Annotated in this window: 17 protein-coding genes; 9 read left to right on the top strand and 8 right to left on the bottom strand. The window is 63.6% G+C overall.

Going from position 1 to position 16,976, the window contains the following annotated elements; genetic code table 11:
• Positions 1-215: 215 nt before the first annotated feature.
• The 4 genes from AC56QQ_RS03225 to AC56QQ_RS03210 all read right to left on the bottom strand — a co-directional run bounded on the left by AC56QQ_RS03225 (position 216) and on the right by AC56QQ_RS03210 (position 4,570).
• A complete protein-coding gene (locus AC56QQ_RS03225; protein ID WP_497125535.1) occupies positions 216-1,307 on the bottom strand; it encodes a Gfo/Idh/MocA family protein in 1,092 nt (363 codons plus the stop codon).
• A gap of 313 nt (positions 1,308-1,620) precedes the next feature.
• Entirely contained in the window at positions 1,621-2,787 is a 1,167-nt protein-coding gene (locus AC56QQ_RS03220) for an ABC transporter substrate-binding protein (RefSeq protein WP_497125534.1), read from the bottom strand.
• Between the two features lie 110 nt (positions 2,788-2,897).
• Positions 2,898-3,746, bottom strand: coding sequence for an ABC transporter permease (locus AC56QQ_RS03215; protein ID WP_489858564.1), 849 nt, complete (start codon positions 3,744-3,746; stop codon positions 2,898-2,900).
• Positions 3,743-4,570, bottom strand: a complete 828-nt coding sequence (locus AC56QQ_RS03210; protein WP_497125533.1) for an ABC transporter ATP-binding protein — start codon at positions 4,568-4,570, stop codon at positions 3,743-3,745. Before AC56QQ_RS03210 ends, AC56QQ_RS03215 begins: the two co-directional genes overlap by 4 nt.
• 357 nt (positions 4,571-4,927) lie before the next feature.
• On the opposite strand from AC56QQ_RS03210, the gene AC56QQ_RS03205 reads away from it, so the two are divergent.
• The 3 genes from AC56QQ_RS03205 (at position 4,928) to AC56QQ_RS03195 (ending at position 8,655) form a co-directional block, all read left to right on the top strand.
• A complete protein-coding gene (locus tag AC56QQ_RS03205; RefSeq protein ID WP_497125532.1) occupies positions 4,928-5,872 on the top strand; it encodes a MurR/RpiR family transcriptional regulator in 945 nt (314 codons plus the stop codon).
• A gap of 113 nt (positions 5,873-5,985) precedes the next feature.
• Positions 5,986-7,806: a flavin-containing monooxygenase gene (locus AC56QQ_RS03200; RefSeq protein WP_497125531.1), complete on the top strand. Its 1,821-nt coding sequence runs from the start codon at positions 5,986-5,988 to the stop codon at positions 7,804-7,806.
• A 441-nt stretch (positions 7,807-8,247) separates the two neighbouring features.
• Positions 8,248-8,655 carry a CatB-related O-acetyltransferase gene (locus tag AC56QQ_RS03195; protein WP_497125530.1) on the top strand — a complete coding sequence of 136 codons (408 nt, stop codon included), beginning with the start codon at positions 8,248-8,250 and terminating at the stop codon, positions 8,653-8,655.
• A gap of 35 nt (positions 8,656-8,690) precedes the next feature.
• On the opposite strand, the gene AC56QQ_RS03190 is transcribed toward AC56QQ_RS03195, so the two are convergent.
• Positions 8,691-9,926, bottom strand: coding sequence for an amidohydrolase/deacetylase family metallohydrolase (locus AC56QQ_RS03190; protein ID WP_497125529.1), 1,236 nt, complete (start codon positions 9,924-9,926; stop codon positions 8,691-8,693).
• Between the two features lie 28 nt (positions 9,927-9,954).
• Positions 9,955-10,356 carry a RidA family protein gene (locus AC56QQ_RS03185; protein WP_497125528.1) on the bottom strand — a complete coding sequence of 134 codons (402 nt, stop codon included), beginning with the start codon at positions 10,354-10,356 and terminating at the stop codon, positions 9,955-9,957.
• 183 nt (positions 10,357-10,539) lie between these two features.
• Here AC56QQ_RS03185 and AC56QQ_RS03180 point away from each other — a divergent pair, with 183 nt between their 5' ends.
• The 3 genes from AC56QQ_RS03180 (at position 10,540) to AC56QQ_RS03170 (ending at position 12,151) form a co-directional block, all read left to right on the top strand.
• On the top strand, positions 10,540-11,025 hold the full coding sequence (locus AC56QQ_RS03180; protein ID WP_497125527.1) for a hypothetical protein: 486 nt from the start codon (positions 10,540-10,542) through the stop codon (positions 11,023-11,025).
• A 161-nt stretch (positions 11,026-11,186) separates the two neighbouring features.
• Positions 11,187-11,942, top strand: coding sequence for a COG4280 domain-containing protein (locus tag AC56QQ_RS03175; protein WP_497125526.1), 756 nt, complete (start codon positions 11,187-11,189; stop codon positions 11,940-11,942).
• Positions 11,939-12,151, top strand: a complete 213-nt coding sequence (locus AC56QQ_RS03170) for a hypothetical protein (RefSeq protein ID WP_497125525.1) — start codon at positions 11,939-11,941, stop codon at positions 12,149-12,151. Before AC56QQ_RS03175 ends, AC56QQ_RS03170 begins: the two co-directional genes overlap by 4 nt.
• An 11-nt stretch (positions 12,152-12,162) precedes the next feature.
• Here the strand turns inward: AC56QQ_RS03170 and AC56QQ_RS03165 are convergent, their stop codons facing one another.
• The gene (locus tag AC56QQ_RS03165; protein ID WP_489858574.1) at positions 12,163-12,798 is read right to left on the bottom strand and encodes a methyltransferase family protein; all 636 of its coding nucleotides are present in this window, start codon (positions 12,796-12,798) and stop codon (positions 12,163-12,165) included.
• A 295-nt stretch (positions 12,799-13,093) separates the two neighbouring features.
• Between AC56QQ_RS03165 and AC56QQ_RS03160 the strand changes: the two genes are divergently transcribed.
• The 3 genes from AC56QQ_RS03160 to AC56QQ_RS03150 all read left to right on the top strand — a co-directional run bounded on the left by AC56QQ_RS03160 (position 13,094) and on the right by AC56QQ_RS03150 (position 16,072).
• Positions 13,094-13,888, top strand: a complete 795-nt coding sequence (locus AC56QQ_RS03160) for a COG4705 family protein (RefSeq protein WP_497125524.1) — start codon at positions 13,094-13,096, stop codon at positions 13,886-13,888.
• A 133-nt stretch (positions 13,889-14,021) separates the two neighbouring features.
• The gene (locus AC56QQ_RS03155) at positions 14,022-14,705 is read left to right on the top strand and encodes a winged helix-turn-helix domain-containing protein (protein ID WP_091575911.1); all 684 of its coding nucleotides are present in this window, start codon (positions 14,022-14,024) and stop codon (positions 14,703-14,705) included.
• Entirely contained in the window at positions 14,702-16,072 is a 1,371-nt protein-coding gene (locus AC56QQ_RS03150) for a HAMP domain-containing sensor histidine kinase (RefSeq protein WP_497125523.1), read from the top strand. The genes AC56QQ_RS03155 and AC56QQ_RS03150 overlap by 4 nt, the downstream gene beginning before the upstream one ends.
• Before the next feature lie 426 nt (positions 16,073-16,498).
• On the opposite strand, the gene AC56QQ_RS03145 is transcribed toward AC56QQ_RS03150, so the two are convergent.
• The gene (locus AC56QQ_RS03145; protein ID WP_497125522.1) at positions 16,499-16,927 is read right to left on the bottom strand and encodes an Lrp/AsnC family transcriptional regulator; all 429 of its coding nucleotides are present in this window, start codon (positions 16,925-16,927) and stop codon (positions 16,499-16,501) included.
• Positions 16,928-16,976 lie beyond the last annotated feature (49 nt).

Below are 16,976 nucleotides of genomic sequence, written 5' to 3'. Positions count from 1 at the left end.
AAAACCAACGCCGGCGCTGCCCCTCATCCGCCTGCCGGCACCTTCTCCCCGTAAGTTACGGGGAGAAGCGACGCGCTCCAATGCTGGCGATACCCTCTCCCCGTTCTGCACGGGGAGAGGGTAAGGGTGAGGGGCAGCGCGAACTTGAAGCGATTGTCCTTTGGAGCTCCAACTGTGGTGGCGCCGGCGCCTCTTCGTCCAGCGGCCGGGTCGCCTCAGGCCAGCTCGACGGTCCGCCCCAGCGCGATGCTCTGTTCGGCGGCCAGCACGATGCGCAGGCTGTTGACCGCCGCATCCATCTGCTCGGTCAGGTCGAGATCCTCGCGGATGGCGCGCAGGAAGAACGCCTGCTCGCGGTCGCAGAGTTCCTGATGGCCGGGCTCGTCCTCCATGCTGACGATCTCGTCGGGCTTCGAGAAATTCTTGTCGCCGTCGACCTGCGCATAGTGGATCTTGAGCGCGTCGGTCTTGGTGTGCCGGTCGATGTCGGCGGAGTTCGAGACCTCGGCGAGCTCGGTCGCGCTGCTCGCCTGCTGGCCGGCAACGATCGACACCGCGCCCTTGGGGCCGACCACGTCCTTCACGAAATAGGCCGTCTCGCTCATCATCGGGCCCCAGCCGGCCTCGTACCAGCCGACCGAGCCGTCATCGAAGGTGACGTGCAGGTGGCCGTAATTCTGCTTGTCGGCTTCCGCCCACAATTTGGCGCCGATGCCGTGCACACGCACCGGCTTGGCGCAGGTCAGCTGGCACATGACATCGACATAGTGCACGCCGCAATCGACGATCGGGATCAGCGAATCGATCAGGTTCTTGTGCCAGTGCCAGGCGCTGCCGCTGCTCTGCTGGTTGAGGTTGAGGCGCATCACCAGCGGCTTGCCGAGCGTCTTGCCGACTTCGATGAACTTGATCCACGACGGATGGACGCGCAGGATGTAGCCGAGCACCAGCTTGCGGTTCTTGGCGCGCGCCGCGGCGACGACCTTCTCGGCATCCTCGATGTTGGTGGCCAGCGGCTTTTCCATGAACACATGGCAATTGGCTGCTATCGCCTTCAGCGCGTATTCGGCATGGGTGTTCGGCCAGCTGTTGATCGAGACGGCGTCTGGCTTGGTCTCTTTCAGCGCCATGTCGAAATCCTCGTAGAGCGGATAGGAGGCCAACTCCGCCGGGATCTTCGTGTTGCTCTTGATCGAGCGGCTCATGATGCCGACGATCTCAAAACCCTCGGAGCGGTGATAGGCATTGGCGTGCGACGCACCCATATTGCCGAGACCAACCACCAGCACTTTTACCTTGTCGGCCATTTGAGCCTCCCAAATTCTTGATTGAACCTTGGGCGTCCGTCCCCGCCCGCATGCCTATCCAGGGCAATCACTTCACGTTGGCGCCGCCCCTCATTGCCCTGCCGGGCATTTCTCCCCGTATAGTGACGGGGAGAAAGACGCCGGCATCGACGATTTCGCCAACTGCCAACGTCGCAGAAGAGACGCTGAGGTTGCGGCCATCTCCCTTCTCCCCGTCACTATACGGGGAGAAGGTGCCGGCAGGCGGATGAGGGGCAGCGCCGACACCGACAATTCTCCATCGAGGAGACTGCCAATGCTCGTCCGCCCGTCCTTACTTGACCGCCGAATCGAACAGATGCGCCTTGATCTTGTCGACATCGAGCGCGGCAAAGCCTTCCGACAGCTTGACACCATCGGCATCGGCCTTGACCTTGGCCTTGTCGAAGTCGTTGGCCGGGCCGATCAGATCGTTGGTGCAGACGTCCTCGGCCTTCACCGGATTGGTGATCTGGCCGATCTTGTGGATCTCGTCGAAGAAGCCCTGCCAGCTCGCCATGTCGTGCGAGCCCCAGCCGCCACGCTTGTCCATGTCGCCGCGGAAGACGTTGATCTGCTGCAGGATCGAGGTGGTGCCAAGCTCGGGTCCGAGATTCTTGGCCAGCGTCGGGAACTGCTCGAACACCGCTTCGACGGCGGCGCGTGGATTCTGATAGCCGAACTCGAGGCCCATCGCCCAGCCGCGCAGGTACTTCTCCAGGAACGCCTTGCGGTCGGGGTCCTCGAGGTCGGCGGCGCGCACGACGAAGGTGTTGGCCGGCAGCTTAGAGTTCTGCACGCCGAGCCAGTATTCGAAGTCGAGGCCCTTGGCGATCCATTCGGCGCGCAGGCCCTCCCATGACAGAGCGGCGTCGCCCTGGCCGCCGGCCAGTGCGGTGCCCCAGGTCGGCCAGCCGGCCTCGACATATTTGACCTTCTTGATGTCGACGCCTTGCGCGGCCAGCAGCGGGTCGGTGATCGATTGCCAGGCGGCGGAACCAAGCAGGATGGTCTTGCCTTCGAGCGTCTTCAGATCCTTCGTTCCCTCGCCCTTGCGGAAGGCGAAGCTGAACGTGTCGCGCGCGCCCATGTGGAACACCGACTTCAGCTTCATGCCGTTCTGGATGGCGAAGGAGAACACGCCGGGCGAAGGAAAGCCCATGTCGGCCTGGCCGACATCGACGAACTTCACCGTCGCCGTGCCGTCCGACGGTCCCGGCTGCATGTCGGTGTCCAGCCCGTCGAAATAGCCGGCCTTCTTGGCCGCCCAGTAGGGATAGTCGTCGAGCACTTCGAGTGTGCCGCGAGGCGATATCCAGGTGAACTTGCCATAGGGCTCGGCCCTGGCCTTGAGGCCCGTGGCGCCGAGCGCCGTGGCCGTCACCAGGCCGGCGCCGGTGACCTGCAGGAAGTAACGGCGGCTGATCCCCGCCCTGTGGCTAATCGCATTTTCTTTGGTCATGACATTCCCCTTCTTGTTGATTGTCGGCCCTGTCGCCCGCCTCCCGGGCGCTGTCATTGCGTCTGCGTTAAGTCCTTGTCTTGTGCCTGCCGTTGTCTGGGCGACATGCACTATGCCTCCCAGCTCGCCCATTTCTTGCCGATCAGGAAGAACAGCACGTAGATCAGGATGCCGAGCGTCGACAGGATCAGCACCACCGCGAAGAACTGCGGCATCTGGATCATCGACGAATAGGTGGTCAGCCGGTTGCCGAGGCCGAAGCCGCCGCCGACCATCTCGGCGCCGACCGCGGTCAACAGGCCGAAGATGGCGCCGATCATCAGGCCGACCAGGATCATCGGCAGCGCCATCGGCGCGCGGATCTTCCAGAAGATCTGCAAGGTGCTGGCGCCATAGGAGCGCGCCAGCGCGATCTTGGCGCTGTCGACACGGCGAAAGCCGGTGGCCGCGTTGATCATCACCATCGGCCCGGCGGCCAGCGCGACAGCGATGATGCGCGGCGTGTAGCCGAAGCCGAAGCGCAGGATCAGAAGCGGCACCAGCGCCAGCATCGGCGTGGTGACGAGCAGCAGGATGTAGGGCGCGACGATCTTCTCGGCGAACGGGAACTGGGTGATGACGGCGGCCAGCACCAGGCCGATGATGGCGCCGATGGTGAAGCCGGAAACCAGTTCGACCAGCGTGTAGCCGAGATGCGGCGCGATCAGCGGGAACTCGTCGAACAGCGCATAGGCGATCGAGCTCGGCGGCGGCATGATGTAGAGCGGCACATGAAACAGGCGCAGCGCCAGTTCGATGCCGCCGATGATGATGACCGCGACGGCGATGATGGCCGCCACCTCCTTGCCCGACTTGATGCCGGGGCCGCTGGCGAAAGCCGACAAATTGGTCAGGCTGACCTCGTGGCCATCGCCGGACTTGGCCTTCGAGAACTCCGGGATTGCGTCGCCCCCGCTCACGGCCTGATCCTCACGATTTCGGCGCTCGGGCGCTCCGCCGGCTTCGGTCGCGTGCGTTCGCCGACGATGTCCATCTTGATCCGGTTGGTGAGGTCGAAGACTTCCTTCGTCGCCATGATCTCCAGCGAGCGTGGCCGTGGAAACGGCACGCGATATTCCTTGGCGACGCGGCCCGGCCGCGCGCTCAGCACCACCACGCGGTCGGAAAGGAAGATCGCTTCCTCGATGCTGTGGGTGATGAAGACGATGGTGGTCTTGGTGTCGAGCCAGATCTCCTCGACCAGCCGGTTCATCTCCTCGCGGGTGAAACTGTCGAGCGCGCCGAACGGCTCGTCCATCAACAGCACCGACGGCTTCAGCGCCAGCGCCCGCACGATCGCCGCGCGCTGCTGCATGCCGCCCGAAAGCTCGCGCGGAAACTTGCCGCCAAAGCCGTCGAGCCCGACGCGGTTGAGCAGATGCGCGATCCATGCCCGGTCCTGCTTCTCGCCTTTGATCTCGAAGGGGAAGCGGATGTTGGCGTCGAGATTGCGCCAGGGCAAAAGGTTCGCTTCCTGGAAGACGATGCCGATGTCCGGGCGTGGCCCGGTGATCTTGATGCCGTCGAGCCGGATCTCGCCGCTGGTCAGGCTGTGCAGGCCGGACATCGACCACAGCAGCGTCGTCTTGCCGCAACCGGAAGGACCGACGATCGAGACGATTTCATTGGCCCTGATATCGAGGCTGCAGCGGTCCAGCGCCAGCAGGTCGCCGGACGCCGTGTGATAGACCTTGGTCGCGGCCTGCACGCCAAGCTTCGGGGTTGGTGCATCGCCCAAGTTCATGCGCCCCTCGGAGATCGCGCGATGATCCAACAGGTTCATCCGACCGCGAAAACAGTCTGTAACTATCCTACTTTCCTGTCAAGCGAGGAGTCTGGGGCTTCGTTGCCGAAATACCTATAGCCTACTCATCACGCTGTTTTTGTTGTATTTTCTTCATCTTGAAATGGATGTTGCTTTCCTACATACTCAATGCCGTCGGACGAATGAGCCGCGAGACCGTGCGGTTGTGAGAGACAAGCGGCGAAGGCGATATGCATTGGCGACACGCAGCAGTTGTGGCGTGCCCGAACGCATGGAACGACGGCGTGCAACCATGTTAAGAAGTCAGCTCCGCAACCCAGGGAAAGACTTGACTTCATGACTGAAGCTGACAGCCAGGACCGGCGGCTCTTGAGTGGCGATGCGGAGGGGCGCGAGCCTGTCCGGCGCATTCCCGACATCATCTCGCTGGTCAAGGATTCCTACAGCGAATTGCGCCCGGCTGAACGCCGCGTCGCCGATGTCGTGCTCGACGATGTCAAATACGCGGTCGACGCCTCCAATGCCGCGCTTGCCCAGCGCGCCGGGGTCAGCGAGCCAACGGTGACCCGGTTCTGCCGCGCCATCGGCTGCGAGGGCGTGCGCGACTTCAAGCTGAAGCTGGCGCAGAGCCTGGTCGTCGGCGCGCTCTACCTCAGCAAGCCACCCGCCACCAGCGGCGACAACGGCATGCCGTTCTGGAACGCCGTGTTCGGCGAAGCGCGCCGGGCACTGCAGGAGGCCGAACGCCAGCTCGACCCGGGACAGCTGCAGAAGGCGGCCGAGCTGATCGCCAAGGCACGCCAGGTCACCGTTTTCGGCCTCGGCGGCAGCTCCTCGGCGCTGGCGCAGGAAACCCAGTACCGGCTGTTTCGCTACGGCATCACCGTCAGCGCCCAGTGCGACCCCTATCTGATGCGGATGACCGCCTCGACCCTGAAGCCGGGCGACCTTGTCATCGCCATTTCGGCCACGGGGCGCACGCGCGAGGTGATCGAGGCGGTCGAACTCGCCAAGCACTACCGCGCCAATGCGATCGGCGTGACGGCGCCCGACACCGAACTCGCGCGTGTCTGCGATGTCAGGCTGACGGTGGCGGTGCCCGAATATCCAGACACGCTGAAGCCGACGGCGTCGCGCTTTGCCTTCCTGGCCGCAATCGACCTTATGGCGGTGGCTTCCGCCTACAGGCTCGACGGCTCGGCCCGCGAGACCGTGCGCCGCATCAAGTACAACGCCCAGATCCACCGCACCGGCAAGGAGATGGAGCCGCTGGGGGATTAGCCTCTTCTCCCCGTTCACGGGGAGAAGGTGCCGGCAGGCGGATGAGGGGCAGCGCCGGGTTTCGACAATTACCATCCCAATTCAGATTAGGCGCACGCGGCAAGAGGGAAGACATGCTCGAAATAGCACCGACGAAACAAGCCGCCGCATGGCTCGACTCCCTGGCGCAGGCACTCGCGGCCGGCGACGTCGCGGCGGCGGGCAACCTGTTCGTCGATGATTGCTACTGGCGTGACCTTCTGACCTTCACCTGGAACGTCACGACCATGGAAGGCCGCGAGGCGATCGCCGACATGCTGCTGGCAACGCTGCCGACGACGAAACCGACCGCATGGCGGCTGACCGGCGAGGCGACCTCGGACGAGGGCACCATCGAAGCCTGGTTCAGCTTCGAAACCGTGGTGGCTACGGGCCAGGGCGCCATGCGGCTGCGCGACGGACGCTGCCAGACGCTGTTCACGGCAATGACCGAGCTCAAGGGGTTCGAGGAGCGCAAGGGACCGGCGCGCCCGCTCGGCGTGCGCCACAAGGCCGACCCCGAGCGCGAGACCTGGTCGGAAGCGCGGGCGCGCGAGACGCGCGAACTCGGCGCCGGCGAGCAACCCTATTGCCTGGTCATCGGCGGCGGCCAGGGCGGCATCATGCTCGGCGCGCGGCTGCGGCAACTCGGCGTGCCCACCATCATCATCGAGAAGAATGCGCGCCCGGGCGATTCCTGGCGCAACCGCTACCGCTCGCTCGTTCTGCATGATCCGGTCTGGTACGACCATCTGCCCTACATTCCGTTTCCGGAAAACTGGCCGGTGTTCACGCCCAAGGACAAGATGGGCGACTGGCTGGAAATGTACACGCGCGTCATGGAGCTCAACTACTGGGTCGCCACCAAATGCCTCAGCGCTTCCTATGACGAGACCGAGAAGGTCTGGACCGTGGTCGTCGACCGCGTCGGCCGGCACATCACGCTGAAGCCGAATCACATCGTCTTTGCCACCGGCGCCTATGGCCCGCCGCGGCGGATCGACTTGGCGGGCGCCGAAACGTTCAAGGGCGAGTTGCTGCATTCCAGCCAGTATTCCAGCGGCGAGAAATTTCGCGGCAAACGCGTCGCGGTCATCGGCGCGGCAAGTTCGGGGCATGATGTCTGCGTCGACCTGTGGGAAAGCGGCGCGAAGGTGACCATGATCCAGCGCTCGCCGACCACGGTGGTCAAGTCGGACACGCTGATGGAAGTCGGCTTCGAGATCTTTTCCGAAAACGCGCTGGCGCGCGGCATCACCACCGAAAAGGCCGACATGATCGTCGCCTCGACGCCCTTCGCGCTGGTACCCAAGGGCCAGCGGGCGCTCTACGAGGTGATCAAGAAGCGCGACGCCGCCTTCTATGACCGCTTGCGCGCCGCCGGCTTCGCCATCGATTTCGGCGACGACGAGACTGGCCTCTTGATGAAGGCCTATCGTACCGGCTCGGGCTATTACATCGATGTCGGCGCTTCCGATCTGATCATCGACGGCGAGATCGGCGTCCGCAGCGGCGTCGCCATCAAGTCGCTGACGCCGACGGGGATTCTTTTCGAGGACGGCGGCGAACTGGCCGCCGACGCGATCATTGCCTGCACCGGCTATCAGTCGATGAACGAGACGGTGGCGCAAATCGTCTCGCGCGAGGTCGCCGACAAGGTCGGCCCGTGCTGGGGCCTCGGCTCGGGCGTCAAGGGCGACCCCGGCCCATGGCAGGGCGAGCTGCGCAACATGTGGAAGCCGACGGCACAGGAAGCGCTGTGGTTCCACGGCGGCAACCTGGCGCTGTCGCGCTTCTATTCGAAATATGTGGCGCTGCAGATCAAGGCGCGGATGGAAGGCATCGCAACGCCGGTCTACGGGAAGCCGAGCAATTCCAGCACCGAGACATATCGCGCCTCACCACGCCAGATTTAAGGGCCCTGAAAGCCAAACCGAATAGCGGGGACGCCGGAAGCGGACCAGGCCCGGATTCCATGGGGTAGCGCGCGACGCGTCGCTTTCTCGCCCAGTCGCCTTCCGTCGAATACATGAGCCGGTTGTCGAAGTTTCCGAGCCCACCTTCTTTCCCATTGTCAGTCAGTGGCATCAGCTTGGGCCAGACCTGAGATCGAAGTTGCTTGAGAACTATTGGGGTGCAATGAGTATCTGTTGCTTGCGTGGCAACGGGGGGAATCGAACCAGATGGGACTACTTAGAGGACTTCGCATAAAACTGGGGCTGAAAAAGAACCCTTTGCCGCCACTGCCAGGCGTCGAGGTTGGTCGCCATACCTATGGCCTTACGAAGAGCTCGTTTTGGGGTCCGCGCAAAAGATCGCCAATACGCATAGGTTCGTTCTGCTCGATTGGCCCGGACGTGCTTTTTGTCGGCGCGGCCGAGCACCGCGTCGATACAGCAACCACTTATCCGCTTCGAATCGTCGACGGAAAGATTCGCAATGGCGCCGAAGTCTCCAGCAAGGGGCCAATCACGGTCGGCCACGACGTATGGTTTGGTGCCCGCTGTATTGTCCTTGGCGGTGTCACCATCGGCAATGGCGCGGTCATCGGGGCCGGCAGCATCGTCACCAGGGACATCCCGCCCTACGCGGTCGCTGTCGGCAATCCGGCCCGTGTCATCCGCTACCGATTCGCGCCCCAGGTCATCGAGCGCCTGCAGGCCCTGCAGTGGTGGAACTGGAGCGACAATCTAATCCGCGAGCGCATTGAGCTTTTGACGACAACGGGTATCGAGCAGTTCCTGAGCACGGTGGAGCCGGCGTAACCAGGTCGGCGCTCATCAACCGCGCACAGCGCTGGTCAGTCGTGGCGATGCCCAAAGTGCCTGGCCGCGATATCGACATGCGTGTGCCCGCCCTGCGGTTCGAAACGCTCGGTCTCGCTGACATCGTTTGCCGCCTCGTTCGGCCACCAGGTGCCGCCGATGACGATGCCTTCGCAGATCAGCCTCAGGTCGGCGACCAGTGATGCGCCGACCGCGTCGACAAAGGTGAAGCGGCCCGGGCGCTGCCGAAGCACGGCGACGTCGCCGACGGTGCCGACCGCCAGCGTGCCCAAATCAGGCCGGGCGATCGCCTGCGCCGGACGCTGCGTCGCCGCGCGCAGGACCTCGACCAGCGGCATGCCGAGCGCCAGCAGTTTCGACATGCAGACCAGGATGTCGAAGGCCGGACCGTCGACGCAGTAGAGATGCACGTCGCTGCTGATGACGTCGGGCGCCAGCCCGTCCTCGAGCATGGCTCTCGCGACCGCGAAATCGAACGAGCCCATGCCATGGCCGAGGTCGAAGATGACGCCGCGTTCGCGCGCCAGCCGCATGTCGGGCCTGACCGCGCCGGAGGCAAACACCGGCGCGTTGGGAAAGGGGCGGAAGCAGTGGGTGAGGATATCGCCCTTGCGCAGGCGCGGCAGCACTTCCGAGCGGCCGGGCGGCGGCTCGTCGATATGCGCCATCAACGGCAGGCCGGCCTTGTCCGCCGCCTCCAGCGCGAGATCGACCGGGGCGATGCCGCTGGTGCCGCCGGCATGGCGCCCGGAGCGAACTTTCACGCCGACCACCACGTCCGCGTGCTCGCGCACCGCCGCGACGACCTCGCGCGGATCGCAGAGCCTCAGATCGCTGCACTCGCCGACCGACACCGTCTGCGAGAAGCCGAAGATGCCGGCAAAGGAAATGTTGACATAGGCCAGGATGCGCACCTTCGAGCGCTCGATGACATGGCGGCGGAAACCGAGGAAATTGCCCGCGCCCGCACTGCCCGCATCGATGAAGGTGGTGGTGCCGCTCTTGGCTGCAAGACGGTCGGCGTCGACGCCAAGCGAGGTGCCGCCCCAGTAGACGTGGCTGTGCAGGTCGACCAGGCCGGGCGTGACGATGCAGTCTCTCGCATCGATGACTTGCGTGGCGTGTTCGGCATCGATCGCGGCTTCGATCGCGGCGACACGGCCATTGGTGATGGCAACATCGCGCTGCCCGTCAAGACCCGTGGCCGGGTCGATGACGCGGCCGCCCTTTATCAGCAGATCAAATTGCATCGGCACCTGCCTCCGTCGTCTCTTGCCGTCAGACCGGCCGATAGGCGACGGCCTCGACTTCGATCTTGATGTCGATCATCAACCGCGATTCGACCGTGGTGCGGGCCGGCGGGTTCTTGGGAAAATGCCTGGCATAGACGGCGTTGAAAGCGCCGAAATCGCGCGCGTCTTCCAGCCAGACCGTCGTCTTGACCACATCGTCCATGGTGCAGCCGGCGAGCGCCAACGCCGCCTTGACGTTCGACAGCACCTGTTCGGTCTGTTCGGATATGCCGCCCTTGACCACGATGCCGTCGCTGCCGACCGGAACCTGGCCGGAGACATAGACCAAATCGCCGGCCCGCACGGCCGGCGACAACGGCACATGGGACGTTCCAAAACATTGCTTCGGCAAGGCACAGCCTCCTCTGATGACGCGGCGGGACGCCATGGCGGCTCCCGCTTCGATCGACATTTACCCCGATCGGGCCGATCCTCATAGAGGCCTTGTTGGAAAGCAACATTCTTCGAAATCCGTGTTGCTTTATTACAGAGGCGCTTGCATCGTACCCATTGACAGGCAGTCTTCAAGCCGCAACGGACAGACGCGTTTCCAGATCCGGAGAAAACAGCAATGACCTACGACAAAAACCCGTTTCCGGCAGGCGACGCCGATCGCCATGCGCTTTGGGAAATGCTGGTGCGGCGCGACATCGATGCTTTCATCAGCCAGGACTGGTCGATGGTCGAGGATGATTTCGTGGCCTCGAGCTTCTTTGGCATGCACGCGCATTTCCTCGGCAATGCCGACGCCTGGCGGCTGCAGTTTCCCCGGCTGGAAGTTTATCGCGACGAGTGGCTGCGCCAGGCCAAGGAGACCGCGGCGACGAAATTCGCCGAGCCGCTGCGCGAGGCGCTGTTTCGCGTCACCAACATGCGCGACATCGATGTCGACGGCGACCGCGCCGTGCTGCACAAGAAATTCGACGGCACCGTCGCCAAGGCGGATGGCGGCGTCGACAGGCTGAAATGGCAGACGCTGTATTTCTGCACCAAGGTCGGGGGAAGCTGGAAGATCGCGGGCTTCGTTGGCTACATGCCGCACCCGCTCGGCAGCTAGAGGTCCAGGATAAGGCGGCGGCGCGACCCTCATTAGCCGGCTATGATATTGCCCGGACCCTCGCCCCTCCGCGCCCGTTGCATACGGATCCACGAGAATTCGCTGTCGGGGGCCGTGGCGATGTCTATGCTGGGAAGCGTGTGTTCCACAGGACAGGAGCCATGACCAATTTAGCACCGTTGGTTTCGACCATAAGCGCGGCCTTTCTCGGCTCGTTCGTCGAGATGGTCGAAGCCTTCACGATCGTGCTCGCGGTCGGCCTGACCCGGGGCTTGCGGCCGGCATTGACCGGCGCCGTACTGGCACTGGCGGTCCTGACCGCGCTCGTGCTGGCTTTCGGACGATTGCTGGCGCTTGTTCCCATCACCATCCTGCAATTCGCGGTCGGCGTGCTGCTCATCCTGTTCGGCATGCGGTGGCTGCGCAAGGCCATCCTGCGCAGCGTCGGAATTGTCCCGTTGCATGACGAGGAGGCGGCCTTCTCGAAGGAGACCGCGGCGCTTCGCCGGCAGGCTGGCGATCGCCGGGCGGACTACCTGGCCGGGCTGGCGGCATTCAAGGCGGTGCTGCTGGAAGGTGTCGAGGTGGTGTTCATCGTCATCGCGGTTGGCGGGGCGCATGGACAGACACTCAACGCCAGCCTCGGAGCGCTGGCAGCGTTTGTCCTGGTGATGGTCATCGGCCTCGCCGTGCATCGCCCATTGGCGCGCGTTCCCGAAAACGCCTTGAAGTTCGTTGTCGGCCTGATGCTGACCAGCTTTGGCATTTTCTGGACCGGTGAAGGCATCGGCGCCGACTGGCCCGGCGCCGATCTCGCCTTGCTGGCGATCTTCGCGGTCGTTGCGCTCGCATCCCTTGCCATCGTCCGCTGGCTGCGCGAGACCCGCCCCGCTCCGGCCGGAGAACGTCCTCGATGAAAATCGTGCGTATCGTCCTGAAAGAGCTCGCCGGCATGTTCATCGACGATGGCAGCCTGGCGCTGCTGGCGCTGATCCTGATTGCCGGGGTCACCGCGGCGGTGAAGCTGCTGGCGCTGCCGCCGCTTCTCGGCGGCATCCTGCTGCTGATTGGCTGCCTGGCTATTCTCGCGCGGAGCGTGCGGCGGGCCGCATCGCGGCCCCCATGATCAGCCGATGATCAATAGAGCGTGACGAAGGGCTGGAACAGCAGGCCGGTCGCCCTGAAATGCTCGACCAGTTCAATGGCCGGGAAAATGGCAAGGAAATAGAGCCCGTCGTAGAACGTACGCTTCAGCGCCCGCGTCGAGAGCTGCAGCTCGTCGAGGTCATGGTACAGCAACGGGTTCGGCCAGAACCGGGGCGTGCTTCGCGCGTAGGCCACGTAGGCGGGGCCGAACTTGCCCAGCAGATATTCGGCTTCCTTGCGCGCCGTGACCCGGAAGATCAAGAAGCTGGCGAGGCCGAGCGCCACGGCCGCCAGCAGCGAGCCATAGATCAACCCGACACCGACCGCCCCGACCGTCGAGAAGAAATAGAGCGGGTTCTGCATTATCGAAAACGGTCCCGCCGACACCAGTTCCTGGTTCTTCTTGGCGCCGACATAAAGGATGCTCCAAAGCCGCCCGGCAACGCAGACGAGCACCAGGCAAAAGCCGAAGAGTTCGAGCGTTTCATGACCGTTCGAACCCTCGATCAGGGCTGGTTTGGCAACCAACAGAAGCAGCACCGCGAGCACCGCCGCGGCTCGCACGAAGATCAGCCGCTTGCGCTGGACGAAGGCTTCTGAAACCGGCTTAAGGGAAGCGTAGGTCATTGCGCGTTTTTCCTTGGGCGCTGACAGTCCGGGCAGCACTGGTCACGACTTGATGGCGGATGCAAGGCACTGGCCTTCTATCAGCGCACCGCGCGGCGTTCGTAAAGGCCTTTTGCACGGCCCGCGCCCATTCTTACCAAATTGTAAGCTGCCGGACAGGCGAGCGTGATTTTCCTTGCCTAGGATGCCGGCTCATTTCCGCTTGGCCGGCTTCGAGCGGCGCGGTGACGGCTTTTCGCCCGATGAAGGTCATGGCCAGACAATTCCGCGAACCATCAGCCTCAGGACGCCCGCCATGCTCTCGCCCAACACGCACACCGCCGAACCGGGCCATAACAGGGTCCCGGACGTTACCCTCGATTTCTGGCTGATCAAGCTGATGGCCGTGACCATGGGCGAAACGGCGGCCGACTATCTCGCCGTCAATCTCGGGCTTGGGCTGACCGTCACGTCGCTGATCATGACCGCTGTCCTGGCCGTCGCCCTTGTCGCCCAGTTCGCGCAAAAGCGCTACGTGCCCTGGGCATACTGGCTGGCGGTGGTGCTGATCAGCGTCGTCGGAACGCTGGTCACGGACAACCTCGTCGACAATTTCGGCGCGCGCCTGCAGACGACGACCATTGCTTTCTCGGTCCTGCTCGCCGCGACATTCGCGGTCTGGTACGCGAGCGAACGAACGCTGTCGATCCACACCATCTTCACCACCAGGCGCGAGATCTTCTACTGGCTGGCGATCCTCTTCACCTTCTCGCTCGGCACCGCCGCCGGCGATCTCGTCGCCGAGACCTTCGAGTTGGGCTATCTGACCACCGGCCTGCTGTTCTGCGGCATCATCGCGCTCATTGCGCTTGCCTACTACCTGCTCGATCTGGACGGCATCCTGGCCTTCTGGCTCGCCTATATCCTGACGCGGCCGCTTGGCGCCTCTTTCGGCGACCTGCTGTCGCAGCCGGTCGAATACGGCGGCCTCGGTTTCGGCACCATCTTCACCAGCCTGATGTTCCTTGGCTGCATCATTGCCCTTGTCCTCTACATGACGCTGAAGGAGGCGGCCGACGAGGCCGAGGAAATCCTGCTGGAGTCGGATTAGGACAAAACTTCGCCAGAAAGCCGGGCCATGAACCCGCTGCGAGCCGCCGCGGGCTTCAGGCTCGTGATATCCTAGGAACGGATCCATGCCGGTGCTAGCCTATCCCCAAAGTCGGCAGCAAACCGGAACAGCCATGCGACTTCTTCTTGTCGAGGACGACCTCAAGACGGCCGACTACATCGTCAAGGGATTGACCGAGGCCGGTCATGTCTGCGACTTGCTGCGCAACGGACACGACGCGCTTTTCGCGGCGGCCAGCGGCGGCTATGACGTGATCGTGGCCGATCGAATGATCCCCGGTCTCGACGGCCTGTCGATGGTCAAGGCGATCCGCGCGGCAGGCGTGCGGACCCCGGCCATCTTTCTAACCTCCGTCGGCGGCATCGACGACCGCGTCGAGGGCCTCGAGGCGGGCGGCGACGACTATCTGGTCAAGCCCTTCGCCTTTTCCGAGTTGCTTGCCCGCATCAACGCGCTCGGCCGCCGGCCGGCCGCGCAGGAGCAGAAGACCGTCTTGCGGGTTGCCGACCTTGAAATGGACCTGATCATGCGGCGCGTCACCCGGCAGGGCCATCCGATCGACCTGCAACCGAGGGAGTTCAGCCTGCTGGAGGTGCTGATGCGGGGCGAAGGACGCGTCGTCACCCGCACCATGCTGCTGGAGCGCGTCTGGGATTTTCACTTCGATCCCAAGACCAGCGTGGTCGAGACCCATATCAGCCGGCTGCGGACCAAGATCGACAAGCCGTTCGAAGCCCAGCTCATCCACACGGTCCGCAACACCGGCTACAGTCTGCACGCCCCGCTTGCGCCATGACGGGTACAAGAGCCCGTCTGCTGCGCAGCACGCCCTTTCGGCTTGCCCTGACATTCGCCTTCCTGTTCGTGCTGGCCTTCGTGCTGTCGGGCGCCATCGTCTACCAGATGATGAGCGCCGATCTTGCCGAGCGGCTCGATGAAGCCATCAAGGAAACCTACTCGGTCGTGGCGGCGACCTATGAGACCGATCCAGAAGACCTGATCGCCACGGTCACGAGCCATTCGCAGCTCAGCCCCAAGAAGGAGCAGCTCTTTTCGCTCACCAACCCTGCCGGAAACCACGTGGCCGGCAATTTCACAGCGGCGGGCCTTCCCGACGGTTTCTCGATGTTCGACGCTGTCCTGCCCGGCGTGCCTCCAGGCACCGAGTACCGCGCCTATTCCGGCTCGATCGGCGGCAACAGTCTGACGGTCGCCTTCAGCCTTTCCGAGACGGAGGAGCTGGAAACGGTGGTGCTGATGAGCTTCGGCTGGGGAACGCTCATCATCACCGGGCTGGCCGTTGCCGGCGGTGCCCTGCTTGCCACGCGCGTCCAGCGCCGTCTCGACGGCATTGCCGCCACGATGGTGGACGTCTCGCATGGTCGGCTGGAGGCCCGCATCCCCCTGACCGGCAATGGCGACGATATCGACGTCGTGTCAACCCAGGTCAATGCGGCGCTCGACCGCCTGTCCGGGCTGGTCGAAGGCATGAGACTGGTCAGCGCCAACATCGCGCACGACCTGAAAACACCGCTCAACCGCCTGCAGATGATCCTCGACACCGCGTCGGAAAGGAACCTGTCGGGCCAGGAGGTCTCCGACGAACTGGCGGAGGCGCATGCGGAGAGCCTGCAGATCAACGAGACCTTCGACGCGCTGCTGCGGATCGCCCAGATCGAGGCTGGCGCCCGCAAGGCGCGGTTCACCGATGTCGATCTCGGAGAGGTGGTGGAAACCATCGCCGAAATCTACGCCGACGTTGCCGAGGACGATGGAAAGTCCCTGTCGGCCACGGTGCTCCATGGAAGCCAGATTCATGGAGACCGTGAACTGCTGACGCAGCTGTTCGCCAATCTCGTGGAAAATGCCTTGCGGCACTGCCCCAAAGGCACTGCCATCGAATTGTCGGTGACCCCGCAGGCCGACCATATTCTAGCAAAGGTCAGTGACAACGGGCCCGGCATTCCGGCCGATGAGCGCGACAAGGTGTTCCAGCGGCTGTATCGGCTTGACAATAGCCGGTCGACGCCCGGCAGTGGCCTCGGCCTCAGCCTGGTGCGGGCCATCGTCGACCTGCATGGGGCGACAATCGTCCTCGAAGACTGCCGACCCGGGCTGGCGGTAACCGTGAGCTTTCCGAGAGCCAAGCCATCGGCCGCATAGACGTACCCGCGCGAACTAACGAGAACCCGGGCTCCATCGCGGCTACCACATCCACAGCGTCTGCCAGTGCTCATGCGGCGAGGACCCATTTCCGGATACAAAAATCAGCAGAAGAGCGATGGTAAAGAGCACCAGGGATGTGGTTGTCCATATCTCTTTGCTCGTTCCGCTGGAGTCACTGCGGTACAGCATATGCGAAACCCGAACCCAGAACGTCATTGTAATTTCCATCTACGGGTTTTCGACTTGCCGAATATCTTTTACCGTAGGTCAGACGTCGATATACGCTGTCAAACATACAAGGGATTTGCCGGTTTCTTACAGATCGGTAAGCGAAAAGCGCTGAACGTTCGCATCGAACAGGTCCACACGTGCCGACGGGAAATTGCCGCGACGGTGCCTTCCCCGCGATCACCACCCGATTGATCAGCGGTCGATGCGCGTCGACAGGATGATCGACGACAAGGTCCGCTCTACCCCGTCCATGGCGCCGATCTGGTCGAGCAGCAGATCGAGATCCCGGATCGACGGCGCATCGACGATGACGATCATATCGAAATTGCCGCTGACGGAATGGAGCGCCCTGACTGGCGCCAGCGCGCGCAGGCCGCGCACCACCTTGTCGGCGAGCTTGGGCGTCACGGTGAGCAGCACATGCGCCCGCACCAGCCCCTGCTCGTAATTCGGCGCCAGCCTGACGCCATAGCCGGTGATGATGCCACGCTGTTCCAGCCGCTCGATCCGGCTTTGCACCGTCGTTCGCGACACGCCGAGCTTCCGCGCGAGTTCGGCGGTCGAGGCGCGCGCATTCTCGCGCAGCAGGGAAAGCAGGGCTTGTTCGGCGTCACTGATCATTTCGACGAATCCTGTCGGCATAGTGCGCAATCAGAGTTTCGTTTCGAAC

This window comes from Mesorhizobium sp. RCAM 05099 (genome assembly GCF_059683685.1).
The sequence above is the reverse complement of the archived record's forward strand: the minus strand, read 5'-3'. Positions and strand labels throughout refer to the sequence as shown.

Bases quoted from the DNA above. Each gene is read 5' to 3' on its own strand.
- AC56QQ_RS03225 (WP_497125535.1), bottom strand. From the start codon at position 1,307: ATGGCCGACAAGGTAAAAGTGCTGGTGGTTGGTCTCGGCAATATGGGT.
- AC56QQ_RS03220 (WP_497125534.1), bottom strand. From the start codon at position 2,787: ATGACCAAAGAAAATGCGATTAGCCACAGGGCGGGGATCAGCCGCCGT.
- AC56QQ_RS03210 (WP_497125533.1), bottom strand. From the start codon at position 4,570: ATGAACTTGGGCGATGCACCAACCCCGAAGCTTGGCGTGCAGGCCGCG.
- AC56QQ_RS03205 (WP_497125532.1), top strand. From the start codon at position 4,928: ATGACTGAAGCTGACAGCCAGGACCGGCGGCTCTTGAGTGGCGATGCG.
- AC56QQ_RS03200 (WP_497125531.1), top strand. From the start codon at position 5,986: ATGCTCGAAATAGCACCGACGAAACAAGCCGCCGCATGGCTCGACTCC.
- AC56QQ_RS03190 (WP_497125529.1), bottom strand. From the start codon at position 9,926: ATGCAATTTGATCTGCTGATAAAGGGCGGCCGCGTCATCGACCCGGCC.
- AC56QQ_RS03185 (WP_497125528.1), bottom strand. From the start codon at position 10,356: ATGGCGTCCCGCCGCGTCATCAGAGGAGGCTGTGCCTTGCCGAAGCAA.
- AC56QQ_RS03180 (WP_497125527.1), top strand. From the start codon at position 10,540: ATGACCTACGACAAAAACCCGTTTCCGGCAGGCGACGCCGATCGCCAT.
- AC56QQ_RS03175 (WP_497125526.1), top strand. From the start codon at position 11,187: ATGACCAATTTAGCACCGTTGGTTTCGACCATAAGCGCGGCCTTTCTC.
- AC56QQ_RS03170 (WP_497125525.1), top strand. From the start codon at position 11,939: ATGAAAATCGTGCGTATCGTCCTGAAAGAGCTCGCCGGCATGTTCATC.
- AC56QQ_RS03165 (WP_489858574.1), bottom strand. From the start codon at position 12,798: ATGACCTACGCTTCCCTTAAGCCGGTTTCAGAAGCCTTCGTCCAGCGC.
- AC56QQ_RS03160 (WP_497125524.1), top strand. From the start codon at position 13,094: ATGCTCTCGCCCAACACGCACACCGCCGAACCGGGCCATAACAGGGTC.
- AC56QQ_RS03155 (WP_091575911.1), top strand. From the start codon at position 14,022: ATGCGACTTCTTCTTGTCGAGGACGACCTCAAGACGGCCGACTACATC.
- AC56QQ_RS03150 (WP_497125523.1), top strand. From the start codon at position 14,702: ATGACGGGTACAAGAGCCCGTCTGCTGCGCAGCACGCCCTTTCGGCTT.
- AC56QQ_RS03145 (WP_497125522.1), bottom strand. From the start codon at position 16,927: ATGATCAGTGACGCCGAACAAGCCCTGCTTTCCCTGCTGCGCGAGAAT.